Here is a 14,126-nt window from a genome sequence, read left to right on the forward strand (position 1 = left end):
CCGACGACGGAGGACTAGATGGGCCAGCTGTCCGGACCGACCGATCCCACCGCCGATGCCCACTGGGAGCACAATCATCCGCGCAAGGGGTTCTTCACCGACACCTCGATCTGCATTGGCTGCAAGGCCTGCGAAGTTGCCTGCAAGGAGTGGAACCACAACCCGCAGGACGGAAACCTGGAATTGCTCGGGTCTTCCTATGACAACACCGGGTCGCTGGGCGCCAGCACGTGGCGGCATGTCGCCTTCATCGAACAGGGCCAGGAACGGATTGTTGAAGCGCGGGAATCAGGCCGCGCCCTGGTCAGCCTGGGCATGCCGCGCGTTGGTCCTCCCGCCGCGGCCACGCCAGTCACGGACCTGGCAGACGCTGATACCACCCCGCCGGACACCGCTGACTTCCGGTGGCTGATGTCCTCGGATGTCTGCAAGCACTGCACGCACGCCGGCTGCCTTGACGTCTGTCCCACCGGCGCGTTGTTCCGCACCGAGTTCGGTACTGTCGTGGTCCAGGACGACGTCTGCAACGGCTGCGGAACCTGCGTGGCTGGGTGCCCATTCGGCGTGATCGAGCGGCGCAGCAACGGTACGGTCAAGGTCGCCAGCAGCAGGGAAGAACAGCACGCCAAGCATCCCGCCGTCCCCAACGAGGGCATCGCCCAGAAGTGCACGCTGTGCTACGACCGGCTGGTTGATGACCAGACACCGGCATGCGCCAAGGCATGCCCGACGACGTCCATCAAGTTCGGCGACCACGATGACATGGTGGACACAGCCCGGGAACGGGTGGCCACCCTGCATGCGCAGGGCATGACCGAAGCAAGGCTTTACGGTGCGAACGAAAACGACGGCGTGGGTGGAACCGGATCGGTCTTCCTGCTGCTCGACGAACCCGAAGTGTACGGGCTTCCGCCGGACCCCCGTGTTCCCACCGCAGACTTGCCGAAGATGTACCGCCGGGCCGGCATGGCCGTGGCGGGTATGGCCGCGGCCGCTGCACTGGCCTTCCTGGGAGGACGGGCGTGACCCTCTCAGAGTTCGACAGCTTCCGTCCATCAGAGCCTGCCCGCCGCCGTCGGGAGGGCGGCAAGCGCGGCACCGGCCGCCGCCGGGACAATGGGGACGGCTCACGGGAAATGCCCATGGTGCCGGAGCCCGAGTTCACCTCGTACTACGGCCGTCCGGTGGTCAAGCCGGCTCCATGGGGCGACGACGTGGCCATCTACCTCTTTTTGGGTGGCGTGGCGGGCGGATCGGCCCTCCTCGGTCTTGGCGGGCAACTGACCGGCCGGCCAATCCTTCGCCGCAACGCCCGGCTGGGTGCCTTGACGGCAGTAAGCGCCGGTGCCGTTGCCCTAGTGAAGGACCTGGGCCGGCCGGAACGTTTCCTGCACATGCTGCGGACCTTCAAGGTGACCTCGCCGATGAGTGTCGGGTCGTGGATCCTCAGCGCCTTCAGCGCGGGCACGGCAGTGACGGCGGTGGCGGAAATTGACCGGATGACCGGAAGCCGGCTTCCGCTGGGTCCGTTGCGGAAAGTCATGTACGCAGTGGAAGGCACGGCCGGCGTCGAAGCAGCGGTCTTTGCCGGGCCATTGGCGGCGTACACGGCCGTCCTGCTTGGCGACACCGCAACTCCGACGTGGAACGCTGCACACGAGGAACTGCCATTCGTCTTCGTCAGCTCGGCCTGCCTCGCTTCTGCCGGCCTCGCCATGGTCACCACACCCACCCACGAGACGGGCCCCGCCAGGAAACTCGCCGTGCTGGGTGTCCTGGGCGACGTCGCTGCCATGAAGGTGATGGAGCGCCGGATGGACCCGGTGGCGGCGGAGCCCCTGCACCAGGGCAAGGCGGGCACCATGCTGAAGTGGAGCGAGCGGTTGGCGTTGGCCGGCGGCCTGGGAACATTGCTCGCCGGACGTAACCGTGTGGTGGCTGCAGTTTCGGGACTGGCGTTGCTCGGCGCTTCCGCCTTGACCCGCTTTGGTGTGTTCGAAGCGGGACTCGCCTCTGCCAGGGATCCGCGGTACACCATCGAACCGCAGAAGAACCGGCTCGCTGCCCGCCGTGCTGCCGGGGTGACCGGGGACGCGATCACCACCGCCAGCTGAGCGGGCAGTCGGGGTCAACGGACCTCGATGCCCCGCCCAGCGGTGGTGTGCCCGATCACGGGGTAACCCGGCAGCTCTCCGATCACCAGCAGGCCGCCTGAGGTCTGGGCGTCGGCCAGAAGCAGCAAGTCGTCTTCGGTGACACCTGCGGCTGCGCCCAGGTGGGGCCGCACCCAATCGAGGTTGCGCCGGGTCCCGCCGGAGACGTAACCGTCGCGGAGGGCCGCCCGCGCGCCCTCGATCAGCGGGACGGCCTTAAGATCGATCACGGCGCCCACTTCCGAAGCGCGGACCATCTTGTGAAGGTGCCCCAGCAGGCCAAAACCGGTCACGTCGGTGGCCGCCCGGATGCCGGCGGCAACCGCGGCGTCGGCTGCGTCCCGGTTGAGGGCCGCCATCGTCTCCACCGCCTCGGCGAACACCTCACCGGTCTGCTTGTGCCGGTTGTTGAGAAGTCCGACGCCGAGCGGCTTGGTGAGCGTGATCGGCAGCCCGGGCTGGGCGGCGTCGTTGCGGAGCAGTCGGTCGGGGTGGGCGACGCCAGTAACGGCCATGCCGTACTTCGGCTCAGGATCGTCAATTGAGTGGCCGCCGAGCACCGGGCAGCCCGCCTGGGACGCCACGCTCAGCCCCCCGCGAAGGACTTCGGTCATCAATTCCATCGGCAGGACACCGCGGGGCCATCCGACGAGGTTGATCGCCGTGACCGGCTTGCCGCCCATCGCGTAGATGTCCGAGAGGGCATTGGCGGCCGCAATCCTGCCCCAGTCGAAAGCATCGTTGACCACGGGAGTAAAAAAGTCAGCGGTGGTAAGGACGGCCAGGTCATCGCGGACCAGGACCGCCGCGGCGTCGTCGCCGCTGTCCAGGCCGACCAGCACCTCCGCGCCCGGCTGGCCGATCAGGCCACGGACCGCGTCCTCAAGTTCACCGGGCGGAATTTTGCAGGCGCAGCCCCCGCCGTGGGCATAGTCGGTGAGCCGGAGCGCACCGGCAACACCATCATCAACTTGCTGGACTGATGTCTGGGCCTCATTCACCCGCCAAGCGTACCCCTCCAGCTAACCCTGCTATATTGAGGCGCGGTGGCGTCCGGGTCCTGGTGGGCCCCCCGGTCTTCAAAACCGGTGAGGCTGAGCATCTCGGCCTGGCGGGTTCGATTCCCGTCCGCCACCGCCAAACTACCGGCGTGACTGCCGCGAAAAGAGGAGGGCTGTGGACCAGGTCGATCCCCGGCGGCTGATTCCCCGCACGAACGACCTGCTGGCGCTGCCGGCCGTCCGCGAGGTCCGGACGCGGCTGAATGAGCGCGTCGTCCGCGATCTCGTCCGGAAGGTCCAGGAGCAGGCCCGCCGCGGTGAGCTGCCTCCCGGCCAGGTGGAACCTGCCCTGCTGGCCGCCCTTGCTTCACACAAAGCAACAACCCTCCGCCCGGTGCTGAACGCAACCGGCGTCATCGTGCACACGAACCTCGGCCGTGCCCCCCTTTCCGCAGCCGCGGTGGAAGCCCTTGTCGCCGCCAGCGGCTACGTTGACGTGGAACTGGACCTGGCAGACGGCAGCCGCTCCCGCCGCGGTGCCGGTGCCCGGGCTGCCCTGCTCGCCGCCTGCCCCGCCGCCGAGGACGCCCTGGTGGTCAACAACGGCGCTGCAGCATTGGTGCTGGCCACCACAGCCCTGGCAGCCGGCCGGGAGGTGGTGGTGAGCCGGGGGGAACTCGTGGAGATCGGCGCAGGCTTTCGGCTGACCGATTTGATGGAGTCGACGGGCGCAGTGCTTCACGAGGTGGGCACAACCAACCGGACGCACCTGCATGACTACGCGGGCGCCCTCGGACCGGACACGGGCTGCGTCCTCAAGGTGCACCCGAGCAACTTCCGGGTGGAAGGCTTCACGTCCGCAGTCCCGATTGACGAACTGAGCCGGGTGACTGCGGCACATGGAATACCACTCGTGGCTGACCTGGGCAGTGGGCTGCTTGCTCCCGACCCCTACCTGCCGGATGAACCGGATGTTGCCTCCGCCCTGGCGGGCGGGGCCGACGTCGTCATTGCCAGCGGTGACAAACTGCTGGGCGGCCCCCAGGCGGGCTTGCTGCTGGGCCGCAAGGAGATCATCAGCAGGCTGGCCCGCCACCCGCTGGCCCGTGCGGTCCGGGCGGACAAGCTTGCCCTGGCTGCCCTGGAGGCGACGGTCGCCGGTGGACCGCCCCCGGTGGTCGAGGCGCTGCACGCCGACGTCGAAGAATTGCGGCGCCGTACTGACAGGCTGGCCGAAGCTCTCGGGGTACCTGTGGAGGCCCATGACGGCCGGGTGGGCGGCGGGGGCGCCCCCGGCTTTCCGCTGCCGGGGTGGGCGCTCCGGCTGCCCGAGGGAATTGCGGGACGCCTCCGTACCGGCCACCCTGCCGTGCTGCCGCGCGTCCACGACGGCGCCTGCCTGATCGACCTGCGCTGTGTGCCGCCCGCCGACGACGACCGGATTCTTGACGCCGTACGCCAGGCATTGGCAACCCTCGATGTGGCAGACGCAGGCAGGGCGGGCTGAACCGTGCACGTCGTTGCCACCGCCGGACATGTCGATTCCGGGAAAAGCACCCTGGTCCGCGCCCTCACCGGCATGGAACCGGACCGCTGGGAGGAAGAGCGGCGCCGAGGGCTGACGATCGACCTCGGCTATGCGTGGACAACGTTGCCGTCGGGCCAGGACGTTGCCTTCGTTGATGTCCCCGGCCATGAACGTTTCCTTGGCAACATGCTTGCGGGCATTGGACCGGCGCCGGTGGTCTGCTTCGTCGTGGCCGCGGACGAGGGCTGGCAGGCCCAGTCGAGCGATCATCGCGATGCGGTCGCCGCGCTTGGAATTGAACACGGCGTTGTAGTGCTCAGCCGCGCGGACCGGGCATCCGGGCAGCGGGCGGCCGATGTGCTGTCGCGGACCCGCACGGAGCTGGCAGGGACCGGGCTGCGGGATGCTCCAGCCATCGCTGTGTCGGCCATCGACGGCACCGGCCTGGCTGAGTTGCGGGCAGCGCTCGACGGCGTCCTGGCCCAGGTGCCTGCCCCCACCACCACTGGCCGGGTCCGGTTGTGGGTGGACCGGTCGTTCACCATCACCGGTTCCGGAACGGTGGTGACCGGAACACTGGCAGCGGGCACCCTCGCCCAGGGTGACAGGCTGGAACTGCTCGGCCACTCAGGGTCCCGGCCGGTGGCGGTCCGCGGCCTGCAGAGCCGCGACACCTCATACCCGTCGGTGGAGCCGGTCAGCCGGGTGGCGTTGAACCTGCGCGACGTTGCCGCAACGGACATCAGGCGCGGGGATGCACTGGTGACCCCTGGCGCCTGGCCCACCACCGGCGTCGTAGGCATCCACCGCACTACCGGGGTGGCCTATACCGAGGTGCCAGAGCAGGTCATGGTGCATGTTGGTACGGCGTCCGTGCCTGCGCGGTTGCGTCCCTTCGGGGCCGACCACGCCCGGCTGGTCCTCGACAGGCCCCTGCCCCTGGTTCTCGGGGACCGGCTGGTGCTCCGCGACCCCGGCAGCCGCTCGGTCCTGGGTGGGGCGCGTATTCTCGACGCCGACCCACCGGAGCTGCGGCGGCGCGGTGACGGTGCAAACTGGGCTGAACGGCTTTCGGGCATGGACCCCGCAGGAGACATTCTGGGGGAAGTGGCTGCCCGCGGAGCCGTCCAGGTGGATCATCTGCGCAAGCTTGGGCTGCTGCCCGGGCTCGACACGGACGCCCCACAGGGTGTGCGGGTTTTCGGTGACTGGTGGGTGCATGCCCCGGTCCTGGAGGCTTGGCAGCACCGGCTGCGCGCTGCGGTCGAGGCGCTGCAGGAGAAGGACCCCCTGGCCCCGGGCCTTTCCATGGGTGCGGCGCGGGACCTGCTCCGGTTGCCTGGGGAGAGGCTGCTTTCCCACGTGATCCGCGGGGCGGAGCTGGAGCAGGAGGGTGGCCACATCCGGTTGCCGGGCAGCCAGGACAATCTTGGTCCCATCGAGCCGGCCATCGTCCAGTTGGAGCGCAGGCTCAGCGCGGCGGCGTTCCACGCGCCGGAAGCCGACGAGCTGGCTGCCCTGGGCCTTGGCGCACGGGAACTGGCTGCCGCAGAACGCACTGGGCGGTTGCTGCGGCTTCGCGATGGGGTGGTGCTGCTTCCCACGGCGCCGGCACTCGCGATGCGCACGCTTGCCGGCCTGGCCCAGCCCTTCACCACCAGCCAGGCACGACAGGCGCTGGACACCACACGCCGGGTTGCGGTTCCACTGCTGGAGCACCTCGATTCGCGCGGCTGGACCAAACGGATTGATGCCGGTCACCGCACAGTGGTGCGCTGACCGGGCTGTCAGGCAGCAGGTCTGGAAAGACGACTAGGCCGGCCCGGTTGACTGGACGCGCCGCAGGATGTCGTCCACCACGCGTGCGAGCGGCGCGGTGGCGTCGATCGCGATGCCGCCACCTGGGATTTCTTCCCGGGTTTGGTACAGGTGCTCAATCAGGTCCCGCTCCTCTTTTCGTCCTCCCCATTCGTCCTCCGGGCGCTGGTCAAGCCGTCGCTTCAACGTTTCCGGGTCCACCTCGAGGACGAAGACAGCATCGAAGAGTTCGATGAACCTGGCGAGATTCCGCGAGCCGCCGCAGAAGAAGGTCACCGCTTCCCGCTGGTCTGCGGCCAACGCCCTGACCTGGTCCACTCTCCAGAGGTGGTGCCGGTGAACGGCGACTCCGGTGATGCCCCCGACCGGCTCGCCGGTTTCCGGGTCACCTTGATAGGCGAGTTCGCGGTCGCCGTTGATGGCCTGATAGCCCCGCCACCGCAGTTCATTGCAGACTGCAGTCTTGCCGGTGCCAGAGCCGCCTTCGATCAGGTAGTTCTTCCTGCCCATGCCTGATGGTACCGATCATGGCCAGGGGGAGTTCTCCCCGTGTCCCTTTCGGGCAGTTGGGCCGGGGGCTGCCTAAGCTGTGGTCATGACAATGCCACCACACGTTTCCGCTACACCGATGAAATCCCTGCTGTACTGGCGGAAGAGCAAGATCAATGGAGCCAAGACGGTGCCCGTAATTGTCAGTATGGATTCTTCAGGGATGTTCCGCATGGTGGATGCCGCGGGCGTGAGTGTGCTCTCTTTGCCTGTGCAGCAGGCGTCATTCCGGTTCACCAGCATGGGAACGATGGTGGTCACAGTGCAGGGGCGCACGTATGACCTGCTGGGCGTCGGGGCGTCAATGTCGCCGGACCCTTCGGCGGAGCAGAAGGCGGAGATGAAGGCGGCCTCCGACGACTTCAAGGACCGCACAGCCCTCAACCGTGCCGGTACCGCGGGGGCTGCCATGAGCGGCGCAGGGGGAGTGGGCGGGGTGGCCGGCATCGCGGGGAGTGCCTTGATGATGTTCTCCTACTACGAGGGGCTCGAAACCATCAAGGCCTGGCAGGCCGTCCTTCCACAGACGGGGGCGCCGGTCCAGACGAGCACGATGAAGGCCGGGCTCTACATGATGCTGGGGCTCGTAGCGGCCATCATCATCGGCATCATTGTTGCAGTCAACGTCCTCTAGGCTGGGTTTTATGCGTGCAATCGTCATGGACAGGATCGCCGGTCCTCTGGCTGTCCAACAGGTAGCCGTACCCGAGGTGCCGGCAGGCGGCGTCCTGGTGACCGTTGCCGCCACCGGCCTCTGCCGCAGCGACTGGCACGCCTGGGCCGGCCACGACGACATCGTGCTGCCGCATGTCCCGGGCCATGAGTTCGCGGGCGTCGTTGCCGCCGTGGGCGCAGGGGTGACCGGGTGGGTGGTCGGCGACAGGGTGACAGCGCCCTTCGTCGAGGGCTGCGGAGCTTGCGAGTGGTGCCGTGGGGGTAACGCGCAGGTTTGCCCCGAACAGCAGCAACCGGGTTTCACCCACTGGGGCTCCTTCGCCGAGCAAGTGGTCATTCACGCTGCGGACACGAACCTCGTCGCAATTCCGGCGGGAGTCAGTTTCGAGGCGGCGGCAAGCCTGGGCTGCCGTTTTGCCACGGCATACCGTGCACTCACTGGCAGGGCAGGCCTTGCCCGCGGCGAGTGGGTCACCATCGTTGGAACCGGCGGGGTGGGCCTTAGCGCCGTCATGATTGCGAAGGCGCTCGGCGGCAAGGTGGTTGCCGTGGACCGGAACCCGGGTGCCCTTGATGTGGCGGCATCCCTCGGAGCCGATCACATCCTGGTGGCCGACGGTTCGGACATCCCCTCCCAAGTGCAGGCCATCACTGGTGGAAGCCACGTCTCCATCGACGCCGTGGGCAGTGAGCAAACCTGTGCTGACGCGCTCCTCAGCCTTCGCCGCCGCGGCCGGCATGTCCAAATCGGGCTCCTCCCGCCGGTGGAGGGCCATCCCCGCGTGCCCATGGCCCGTGTCATCGCCTGGGAACTGGATGTCTTCGGCAGCCACGGCATGGCAGCGGCGGATTACCCCGGCATGCTCGCCCTCATCGCAACGGGGGCGCTGGAACCACAGAAACTCATCGAGCGCATCATCGGGTTGCAGGAAGCCGCCGGGATGCTCCCAAGTTTCGACACGGCGAATGTCGCCGGCATGACGATGATTGATCCCACGCGGTGACGCTTTCGGCCCGTGGATTGGGTGGTTTGATTAGTCAGTGCTCCGTGTAAGACGCTTCATAGTTTTCAGCCTGTTCGTGGTTTGCGCCAGCGCGGTTTTCTCGTTTTGGGCCATGGGACAGCCCGGGGCGGAAGGCCGGGTGGCGTTTTCAGCGCCGCCGCAGGCCGCAGTGACCCTTGGAAGCGGGGCTCGCGGCATGAGCACCGCGGTGAACGTGACTCGCAGTCCCGACGCCGAATGGCTTCGCGCGGCTTCCACGGGCACCGGAATCCCTGCCCGTGCCCTGCGGGCCTATGTTGCTGCTGCCATCACGGCCAATGACTCCACGCCGCGCTGCGGAATCGGCTGGAATACGCTGGCCGCCATCGGCTTCGTTGAATCAGGCCACGGAACCTATGGTGGCGGCAGCCTGGACGCGTCGGGCCAGGCCAGCGGGCCGATCGTGGGCCCGAGCCTCAACGGGTCAGGTTTCGCCGCCATCCCCGACACCGACGCCGGTGCCCTGGACGGTGACGCCAACTGGGACCACGCGGTGGGTCCCATGCAATTCATTCCCTCCACCTGGCGACTTGCAGGAATGGACGGGAACGGGGACGGAACAGCGGACCCGTTCAATATCGACGATGCAGCCCTCAGCGCGGCCACGTATCTATGCGGCCACGGCCGGGACCTAACGACCTCGCAGGGGTGGCGGGAGGCCATCTACGCCTACAACCAGTCCGACGCCTATATCCGCAAGGTGGGTGCGCAGGCCACTGCCTACGCCACGAAAACGGGTACCGCAGAATAATCCACGACTGGCAGTCGATAACTGCCAGTGCCTCCCTGCGGTCAGGCCTGCCAGGTGATGGGGAGTGCCTTCAGCCCGTAGACGATAGTGCTTTCCATGCGCTCCAGGTGGGCCCCGGAAGCCACGGACAGCCCGGGCAGGCGGGCGAGCAGCGCCTCCAGCGCGATCCTCGCCTCAAGCCGGGCCAGTGGTGCGCCCAGGCAAAAATGGATGCCGTGGCCGAACGCCACATGCCGGTTCGGGCTGCGGTCGACGTCGAACTCGGCCGCCCGCTCAAACTGCCGCTCGTCGCGGTTGGCCGAGCCGATCCACGCCACGATCGGTGCCCCGGCCGGGATGCGTTCGCCGCCCACCTCGGTCTCCGCTACGCTCACCCGGTACATCGACTGGACAGGGGAGCGGAAGCGCAAAACCTCTTCGAGGGTGGGAGGCAACAAGGCCGGCTCCTTCAGGAGACGGTCAAGGGTGCCGGGCGATTCGGAAAGGCACAGCACGGCGTTGCCGATCAGGTTGGTAGTGGTCTCGTTGCCCGCGACCAGCAGCAAAGCGCAGAAACCCAGCAGTTCAGGCACCGAGAGTTTCTGGCCTTCAATCTCGGCGGACAGCAGGCTGCTGATCAGGTCCTCACCCGGCTGGCTCCTGCGCTGGTCGATCAGGTCCAGGAAGTACTCGACCATCTCGGATGTGGTGGTGTCCTGGCTGCCGCTGCCCGGACCGGTGCGTGTTTGGCTGACAATGGTGTCCGACCAGTGCTTGAAGCGCTCACGGTCCTGCGCCGGAATGCCCATCAATTCGGAGATCACGATGACCGGCAACGGGTAGGCCAAGTCCTGGATCAGGTCTGCGCTGCCGCCGCGCGCCATGATTCCATCCACCAGTTCGTTCGTGAGGGCGGAGATGCGTGGGGCCAGGGCATCGACTGCTTTGGGCGTGAAAGCCTGGGTGACCAGGGACCGCAGCTGCCGGTGCCGCGGGGGATCAGCCGTGATCAGGCTTGATGCGAACAATTGGCCGGAACCTGATGGCGCGCCGCCGCCCATCCGTGAGGAAAACGTTGCATGCTCGGACAACACCCGCTGGACATCGTCGTACCGGAACACGTGCCAGCTCCCGGATTGCTCATCATGGAAAACCGGGGCGGCCGCCCGCATGCGTTCGTAGTGGGGAAAGGGGTCCAGCGGGTATTGCGTGGACTGGGTGGTGTCCATGGTGGCCTCCCTGACTGACCGTAGAACCTCGATCCTAACCAAAGCCTGCCCCCGGGTCATTAGTCCCGCCGTCGTACGCCATGGCGCTTCACCTTGGAGGCCCTGGACTCCCGTACTCCACCCAGGCCGAGCCGCCGCTCATGCCTCGCGGCGAACCATACGGCGGCCACCATCAGGCCCAGGACGTCCACGAACCCCAGGATGGCCTCCCACGGCATTTGGATGGACCCTCCCCGCAGGTTGTTGTAAAAGGAGCCGAGGGGGACCAGCAGGGGCCAGAGGACGATGAGGTTCCGGGCGACACTGAACGCCACAGCGTAGACCACTCCCAGGCCGAAAAGGAAGAGCATCTCCGACCAGGCCATGCCATAGCCGACGTGGTAAGCGGCGTACAAAGCGGCGGCGCCGGCCACACCCGGGATCGGGCCGAAGCTGGCCTCCAGGCGCGCCTGGACGAAGCCCCTGAAGAAAACTGCCTCGAAGAACCCGACGGTGATGGCGAGGGCCGCCAGGGGCACCCAGTCGACGGGGCGCGGAAGCCGGTACCCCCAAAGGGTGATGACGAACTGCACCGCTGCGAGGACGAGTCCCAAGGCAAACGCCTGGCCCAGGTTTCTGCGGCTGATTCCCAACGAGGCCAGGGACCTCCGCCGGATCCACGAGTTGTATGCGATGGGACCGAGGACACCGAGGAGCATGCCGGCAGCGAACGACAGGAACAGCCCCAGGGTGTTTCCCTGGGTGAAGACCCTGAACGCCAGCCAAAAGAGGGCCACGACGCCCACGTAGAGCGCGGCTACGGCGCCGACGTCAGGCCAGTCAGGATGACCGGCCCAGCGGGGCCGGGAGGTGGGCACAATGAGGGCCAAAACCAGGGCGGCAACGGGAACGCCGACACCGTAAACTGCGGGGTTCCCGAGGGACAGCAGCAGTATTGCGCCGACAAGGAACACGGGCCAGGCAATCCGCGGCAAAGTCCGGGCGGTTCCACCCAGCTTCGTTTCCGACATGACACCCACCTCCAAGTAACGGCGGACTGCATGCATCCAGTCTTTCGTTCGGCAAGCCCGGCCTATAGGGGCGAAGGACCCAGCCGGGCTTGAACACTGCTTCCGCACCGCGCCAAGCCACCGCCGGGGTCAGCGGCCAACCCCCTGCGGCGCGCTTCCCTTGCGCCCCTAGCCCAGGCCCAGGGCGACGGCCAGCTCCGGCCCCAGTGACTTCGCGAAAGTATTCGTCATGTGGTTGTCCCGGTAGACCAAAACATTGCCGATGACGGCAGGGCAAGTGCCGTCCCGGCAAAACAGTTTCGACAGGTCCACGACTTGGACCCCGTCAATGCGCCCGGCTGCGGACACAAGCGCGTCCCCACCGTCCGCAAGGGCCTCGGAAGCCGGCGTGTCACAGGCGCCGCCGCCGGCGTGCTTTTGAACGCATTCCACGGGGTTGCCCTGGGGATATGGCAGGTCCGCGACGACGGCGACGCGCAGCCCGGCAGCGCGCAGGCGGGACAGTGACTGGACATAACCATCCAGCAGCGGGCCATCGGGCCCCCAGGACCAGCCAAGCGCCTTGCGATACCCCGTCTCGCCCATCCCCGCAACCAGCACAAGGTCCGGCTTTGCTGCCGCGATCTTTTCCGCCGTTACAGCGTTTTGGGTGGAGCAGTTGGTGTACACGGTGGCGGCAGACCGCGGCGGCGTCAGCGCAAACGGGCAGCCGTTGCGCACCATGGCGTGGATCCTGAGCGGGATCTTCCGTGAGACGGCGATGAGCGGGTCCACAAACTGGCCGGCATGGGAATCCCCGACAACCACCACAACCGGGGCACCTTGCTGTGCAGTTGACCCGAACCAGCAATCCGTGTCGGGCACCAGGGCGGGGTCGTACACCCCGCAGGCCCCGGCGCTTGTGGCAGGCACGTCCTGCATGGCAACGGAGGGATCAGGGCGGACGGGCAGGCCGGCAGGGACCGGCGCGGGCCGGGCAGACCACGCCTGCGCGCCGGGGTAATCGCGGTCGGACAGCTCGGTGGACAACTGCGCGCGCTTGAATTCGATCACCTGCCAGGACGCCCACGCTGCCACAGACACCACCATCGCCACGCAAAGCGCCACCGCATAGACCTGTCGGTGCGCGCGCCAGCCGGCAGGCCCCGAGTGGTGCCGGAAGCGCTGCTCCACAAGGTGGTAGGAGGCGGCGGCGAGGGCAAGGCTCACGACGGCAAGGATCAGTGCCTCTCTGATGCGCGGTGTGCGGCCCAACAGCGCCACAGCGAAAACGATGACGGGCCAGTGCCACAGGTACAGGGAATACGACACGTCTCCGACGAACGTCATGGGCCGGATGCCAAGGACCCTTGAAGCGGACCAGGGAACGGCCGTTGACAGGGTGCCCGTACGCAGCAGGATGGCGGTGCCGAGCACTGGAATGGCGGCGATGCTGCCAGGGAACGCCATGTCGGTGCTGAAGAGGAAGGCAGGCAGGACGACGGCGGAGACGCCCAGCCACCCGCTGAGCGCTGAAAAGCGGGCGGAGCCCTTCAACATGGTCGGGAGAAGGGCCGCGAGGCCGCCGACGGCGAGTTCCCAGATTCTGGTGGTGGTGGCAAAGTACGCCATGGTGTGCTCTTGGTTGCTCAAGTAAATGCTGTAAGCGAACGACGCCAGGGCAGTTATGGACAGGGCCGGGACGATGAACCGGCCCGCTTTTTGCCCTGCAGCCTGGGCCGCGGCGATCAGGCCAAGGAAGAAGAACGGGATGACGAGGTAGAACTGCTCCTCGACGGCGAGGGACCAAAAATGCTGCAGGGGAGAGACTTCCTGCGTCGCCCCCGCATAGGACACGGCGGAAAGTGCCTGGTGCCAGTTTTGTACCTGGAGCAGGGAGAACAGGACATCAAAGGAGATGTTCTGCCAGCGGCTTGGTGCAAGCAGCAGGACAGTGCCGGCCAGGACTGCGGCCAAAACAACTGCCGACGCCGGGAACAGCCTTCGGATGCGCCGCGCGTAGAAGTCGAGGACGGAGATGGACGCCTTCTTCGCGGCTTCCCTTGCAAGTGAGCCAATGATGAGGAAACCCGAGACGACGAAGAACACGTCGACTCCTACGAAGCCGCCCGGCAGGGCTTCCGGCCGCAGATGGTAGATCACCACGATCCCCACGGCCAGCGCGCGAAGGCCCTGGATGTCCGGTCTGGGCCCATGGCTGCTCCGGGCCTGCGCCCGGCGGCCCCTAACCGCGGCGTGCCTCATTGCTCCCCCTCTATAACAACGCTGTCAACCTCCGCCCTGAAGGGGGATTCAAGGCGAGTGAGGCTCGCCGACAGCCGATTTTATCCGAAGACCACGTCCTGTTTATCCGAAGACCACGTCCTGCAGGACCGGGCTCGGATGGGTAG

At 67.1% G+C, this 14,126-nt stretch carries 12 protein-coding genes and 1 tRNA gene; 8 read left to right on the forward strand and 5 right to left on the reverse strand.

All coding sequences use genetic code 11. The annotated features are described in order from the left end of the window. Positions 1-18: 18 nt before the first annotated feature. Positions 19-1,026, forward strand: a complete 1,008-nt coding sequence (locus tag ACIGJD_RS09365; RefSeq protein ID WP_483689275.1) for a 4Fe-4S dicluster domain-containing protein — start codon at positions 19-21, stop codon at positions 1,024-1,026. After that, positions 1,023-2,114 carry an NrfD/PsrC family molybdoenzyme membrane anchor subunit gene (gene nrfD / locus ACIGJD_RS09370; protein ID WP_483689276.1) on the forward strand — a complete coding sequence of 364 codons (1,092 nt, stop codon included), beginning with the start codon at positions 1,023-1,025 and terminating at the stop codon, positions 2,112-2,114. Before ACIGJD_RS09365 ends, nrfD begins: the two co-directional genes overlap by 4 nt. 14 nt (positions 2,115-2,128) lie before the next feature. On the opposite strand, the gene selD is transcribed toward nrfD, so the two are convergent. Beyond that, the gene (gene selD / locus ACIGJD_RS09375) at positions 2,129-3,154 is read right to left on the reverse strand and encodes a selenide, water dikinase SelD (protein ID WP_483689277.1); all 1,026 of its coding nucleotides are present in this window, start codon (positions 3,152-3,154) and stop codon (positions 2,129-2,131) included. A gap of 44 nt (positions 3,155-3,198) precedes the next feature. On the opposite strand from selD, the gene ACIGJD_RS09380 reads away from it, so the two are divergent. From ACIGJD_RS09380 to selB, 3 genes are all read left to right on the forward strand, one after another. Continuing rightward, positions 3,199-3,293: transfer RNA gene (locus ACIGJD_RS09380), tRNA-Sec, on the forward strand. A 36-nt stretch (positions 3,294-3,329) separates the two neighbouring features. Further along, complete coding sequence (selA, locus tag ACIGJD_RS09385; RefSeq protein WP_483689278.1) at positions 3,330-4,661, forward strand: L-seryl-tRNA(Sec) selenium transferase; 1,332 nt, start codon at positions 3,330-3,332, stop codon at positions 4,659-4,661. Between the two features lie 3 nt (positions 4,662-4,664). Next, complete coding sequence (selB, locus tag ACIGJD_RS09390; protein ID WP_483689279.1) at positions 4,665-6,461, forward strand: selenocysteine-specific translation elongation factor; 1,797 nt, start codon at positions 4,665-4,667, stop codon at positions 6,459-6,461. Between the two features lie 33 nt (positions 6,462-6,494). Here the strand turns inward: selB and ACIGJD_RS09395 are convergent, their stop codons facing one another. Next, positions 6,495-7,010: a DEAD/DEAH box helicase family protein gene (locus tag ACIGJD_RS09395; RefSeq protein WP_483689280.1), complete on the reverse strand. Its 516-nt coding sequence runs from the start codon at positions 7,008-7,010 to the stop codon at positions 6,495-6,497. An 85-nt stretch (positions 7,011-7,095) separates the two neighbouring features. On the opposite strand from ACIGJD_RS09395, the gene ACIGJD_RS09400 reads away from it, so the two are divergent. The 3 genes from ACIGJD_RS09400 to ACIGJD_RS09410 all read left to right on the forward strand — a co-directional run bounded on the left by ACIGJD_RS09400 (position 7,096) and on the right by ACIGJD_RS09410 (position 9,518). Beyond that, a complete protein-coding gene (locus tag ACIGJD_RS09400) occupies positions 7,096-7,683 on the forward strand; it encodes a hypothetical protein (RefSeq protein ID WP_483689281.1) in 588 nt (195 codons plus the stop codon). 10 nt (positions 7,684-7,693) lie between these two features. Then, entirely contained in the window at positions 7,694-8,728 is a 1,035-nt protein-coding gene (locus ACIGJD_RS09405) for a zinc-binding dehydrogenase (RefSeq protein ID WP_483689282.1), read from the forward strand. A gap of 196 nt (positions 8,729-8,924) precedes the next feature. After that, the gene (locus ACIGJD_RS09410; RefSeq protein WP_483689283.1) at positions 8,925-9,518 is read left to right on the forward strand and encodes a lytic transglycosylase domain-containing protein; all 594 of its coding nucleotides are present in this window, start codon (positions 8,925-8,927) and stop codon (positions 9,516-9,518) included. 41 nt (positions 9,519-9,559) lie between these two features. Here ACIGJD_RS09410 and ACIGJD_RS09415 read toward each other — a convergent pair whose 3' ends face one another. From ACIGJD_RS09415 to ACIGJD_RS09425, 3 genes are all read right to left on the reverse strand, one after another. Then, complete coding sequence (locus ACIGJD_RS09415; RefSeq protein WP_483689284.1) at positions 9,560-10,726, reverse strand: cytochrome P450; 1,167 nt, start codon at positions 10,724-10,726, stop codon at positions 9,560-9,562. 59 nt (positions 10,727-10,785) lie between these two features. Beyond that, positions 10,786-11,736, reverse strand: a complete 951-nt coding sequence (locus tag ACIGJD_RS09420; protein ID WP_483689285.1) for a CPBP family glutamic-type intramembrane protease — start codon at positions 11,734-11,736, stop codon at positions 10,786-10,788. A gap of 168 nt (positions 11,737-11,904) precedes the next feature. Next, positions 11,905-13,980 carry an acyltransferase family protein gene (locus ACIGJD_RS09425; RefSeq protein ID WP_483689286.1) on the reverse strand — a complete coding sequence of 692 codons (2,076 nt, stop codon included), beginning with the start codon at positions 13,978-13,980 and terminating at the stop codon, positions 11,905-11,907. Positions 13,981-14,126 lie beyond the last annotated feature (146 nt).

The organism is Arthrobacter sp. E1SS-5 (genome assembly GCF_057073715.1).

Bases quoted from the DNA above. Each gene is read 5' to 3' on its own strand.
- ACIGJD_RS09365 (WP_483689275.1), top strand. From the start codon at position 19: ATGGGCCAGCTGTCCGGACCGACCGATCCCACCGCCGATGCCCACTGG.
- ACIGJD_RS09395 (WP_483689280.1), bottom strand. From the start codon at position 7,010: ATGGGCAGGAAGAACTACCTGATCGAAGGCGGCTCTGGCACCGGCAAG.
- ACIGJD_RS09400 (WP_483689281.1), top strand. From the start codon at position 7,096: ATGACAATGCCACCACACGTTTCCGCTACACCGATGAAATCCCTGCTG.
- ACIGJD_RS09405 (WP_483689282.1), top strand. From the start codon at position 7,694: ATGCGTGCAATCGTCATGGACAGGATCGCCGGTCCTCTGGCTGTCCAA.
- ACIGJD_RS09410 (WP_483689283.1), top strand. From the start codon at position 8,925: ATGAGCACCGCGGTGAACGTGACTCGCAGTCCCGACGCCGAATGGCTT.
- ACIGJD_RS09415 (WP_483689284.1), bottom strand. From the start codon at position 10,726: ATGGACACCACCCAGTCCACGCAATACCCGCTGGACCCCTTTCCCCAC.
- ACIGJD_RS09420 (WP_483689285.1), bottom strand. From the start codon at position 11,736: ATGTCGGAAACGAAGCTGGGTGGAACCGCCCGGACTTTGCCGCGGATT.
- ACIGJD_RS09425 (WP_483689286.1), bottom strand. From the start codon at position 13,980: ATGAGGCACGCCGCGGTTAGGGGCCGCCGGGCGCAGGCCCGGAGCAGC.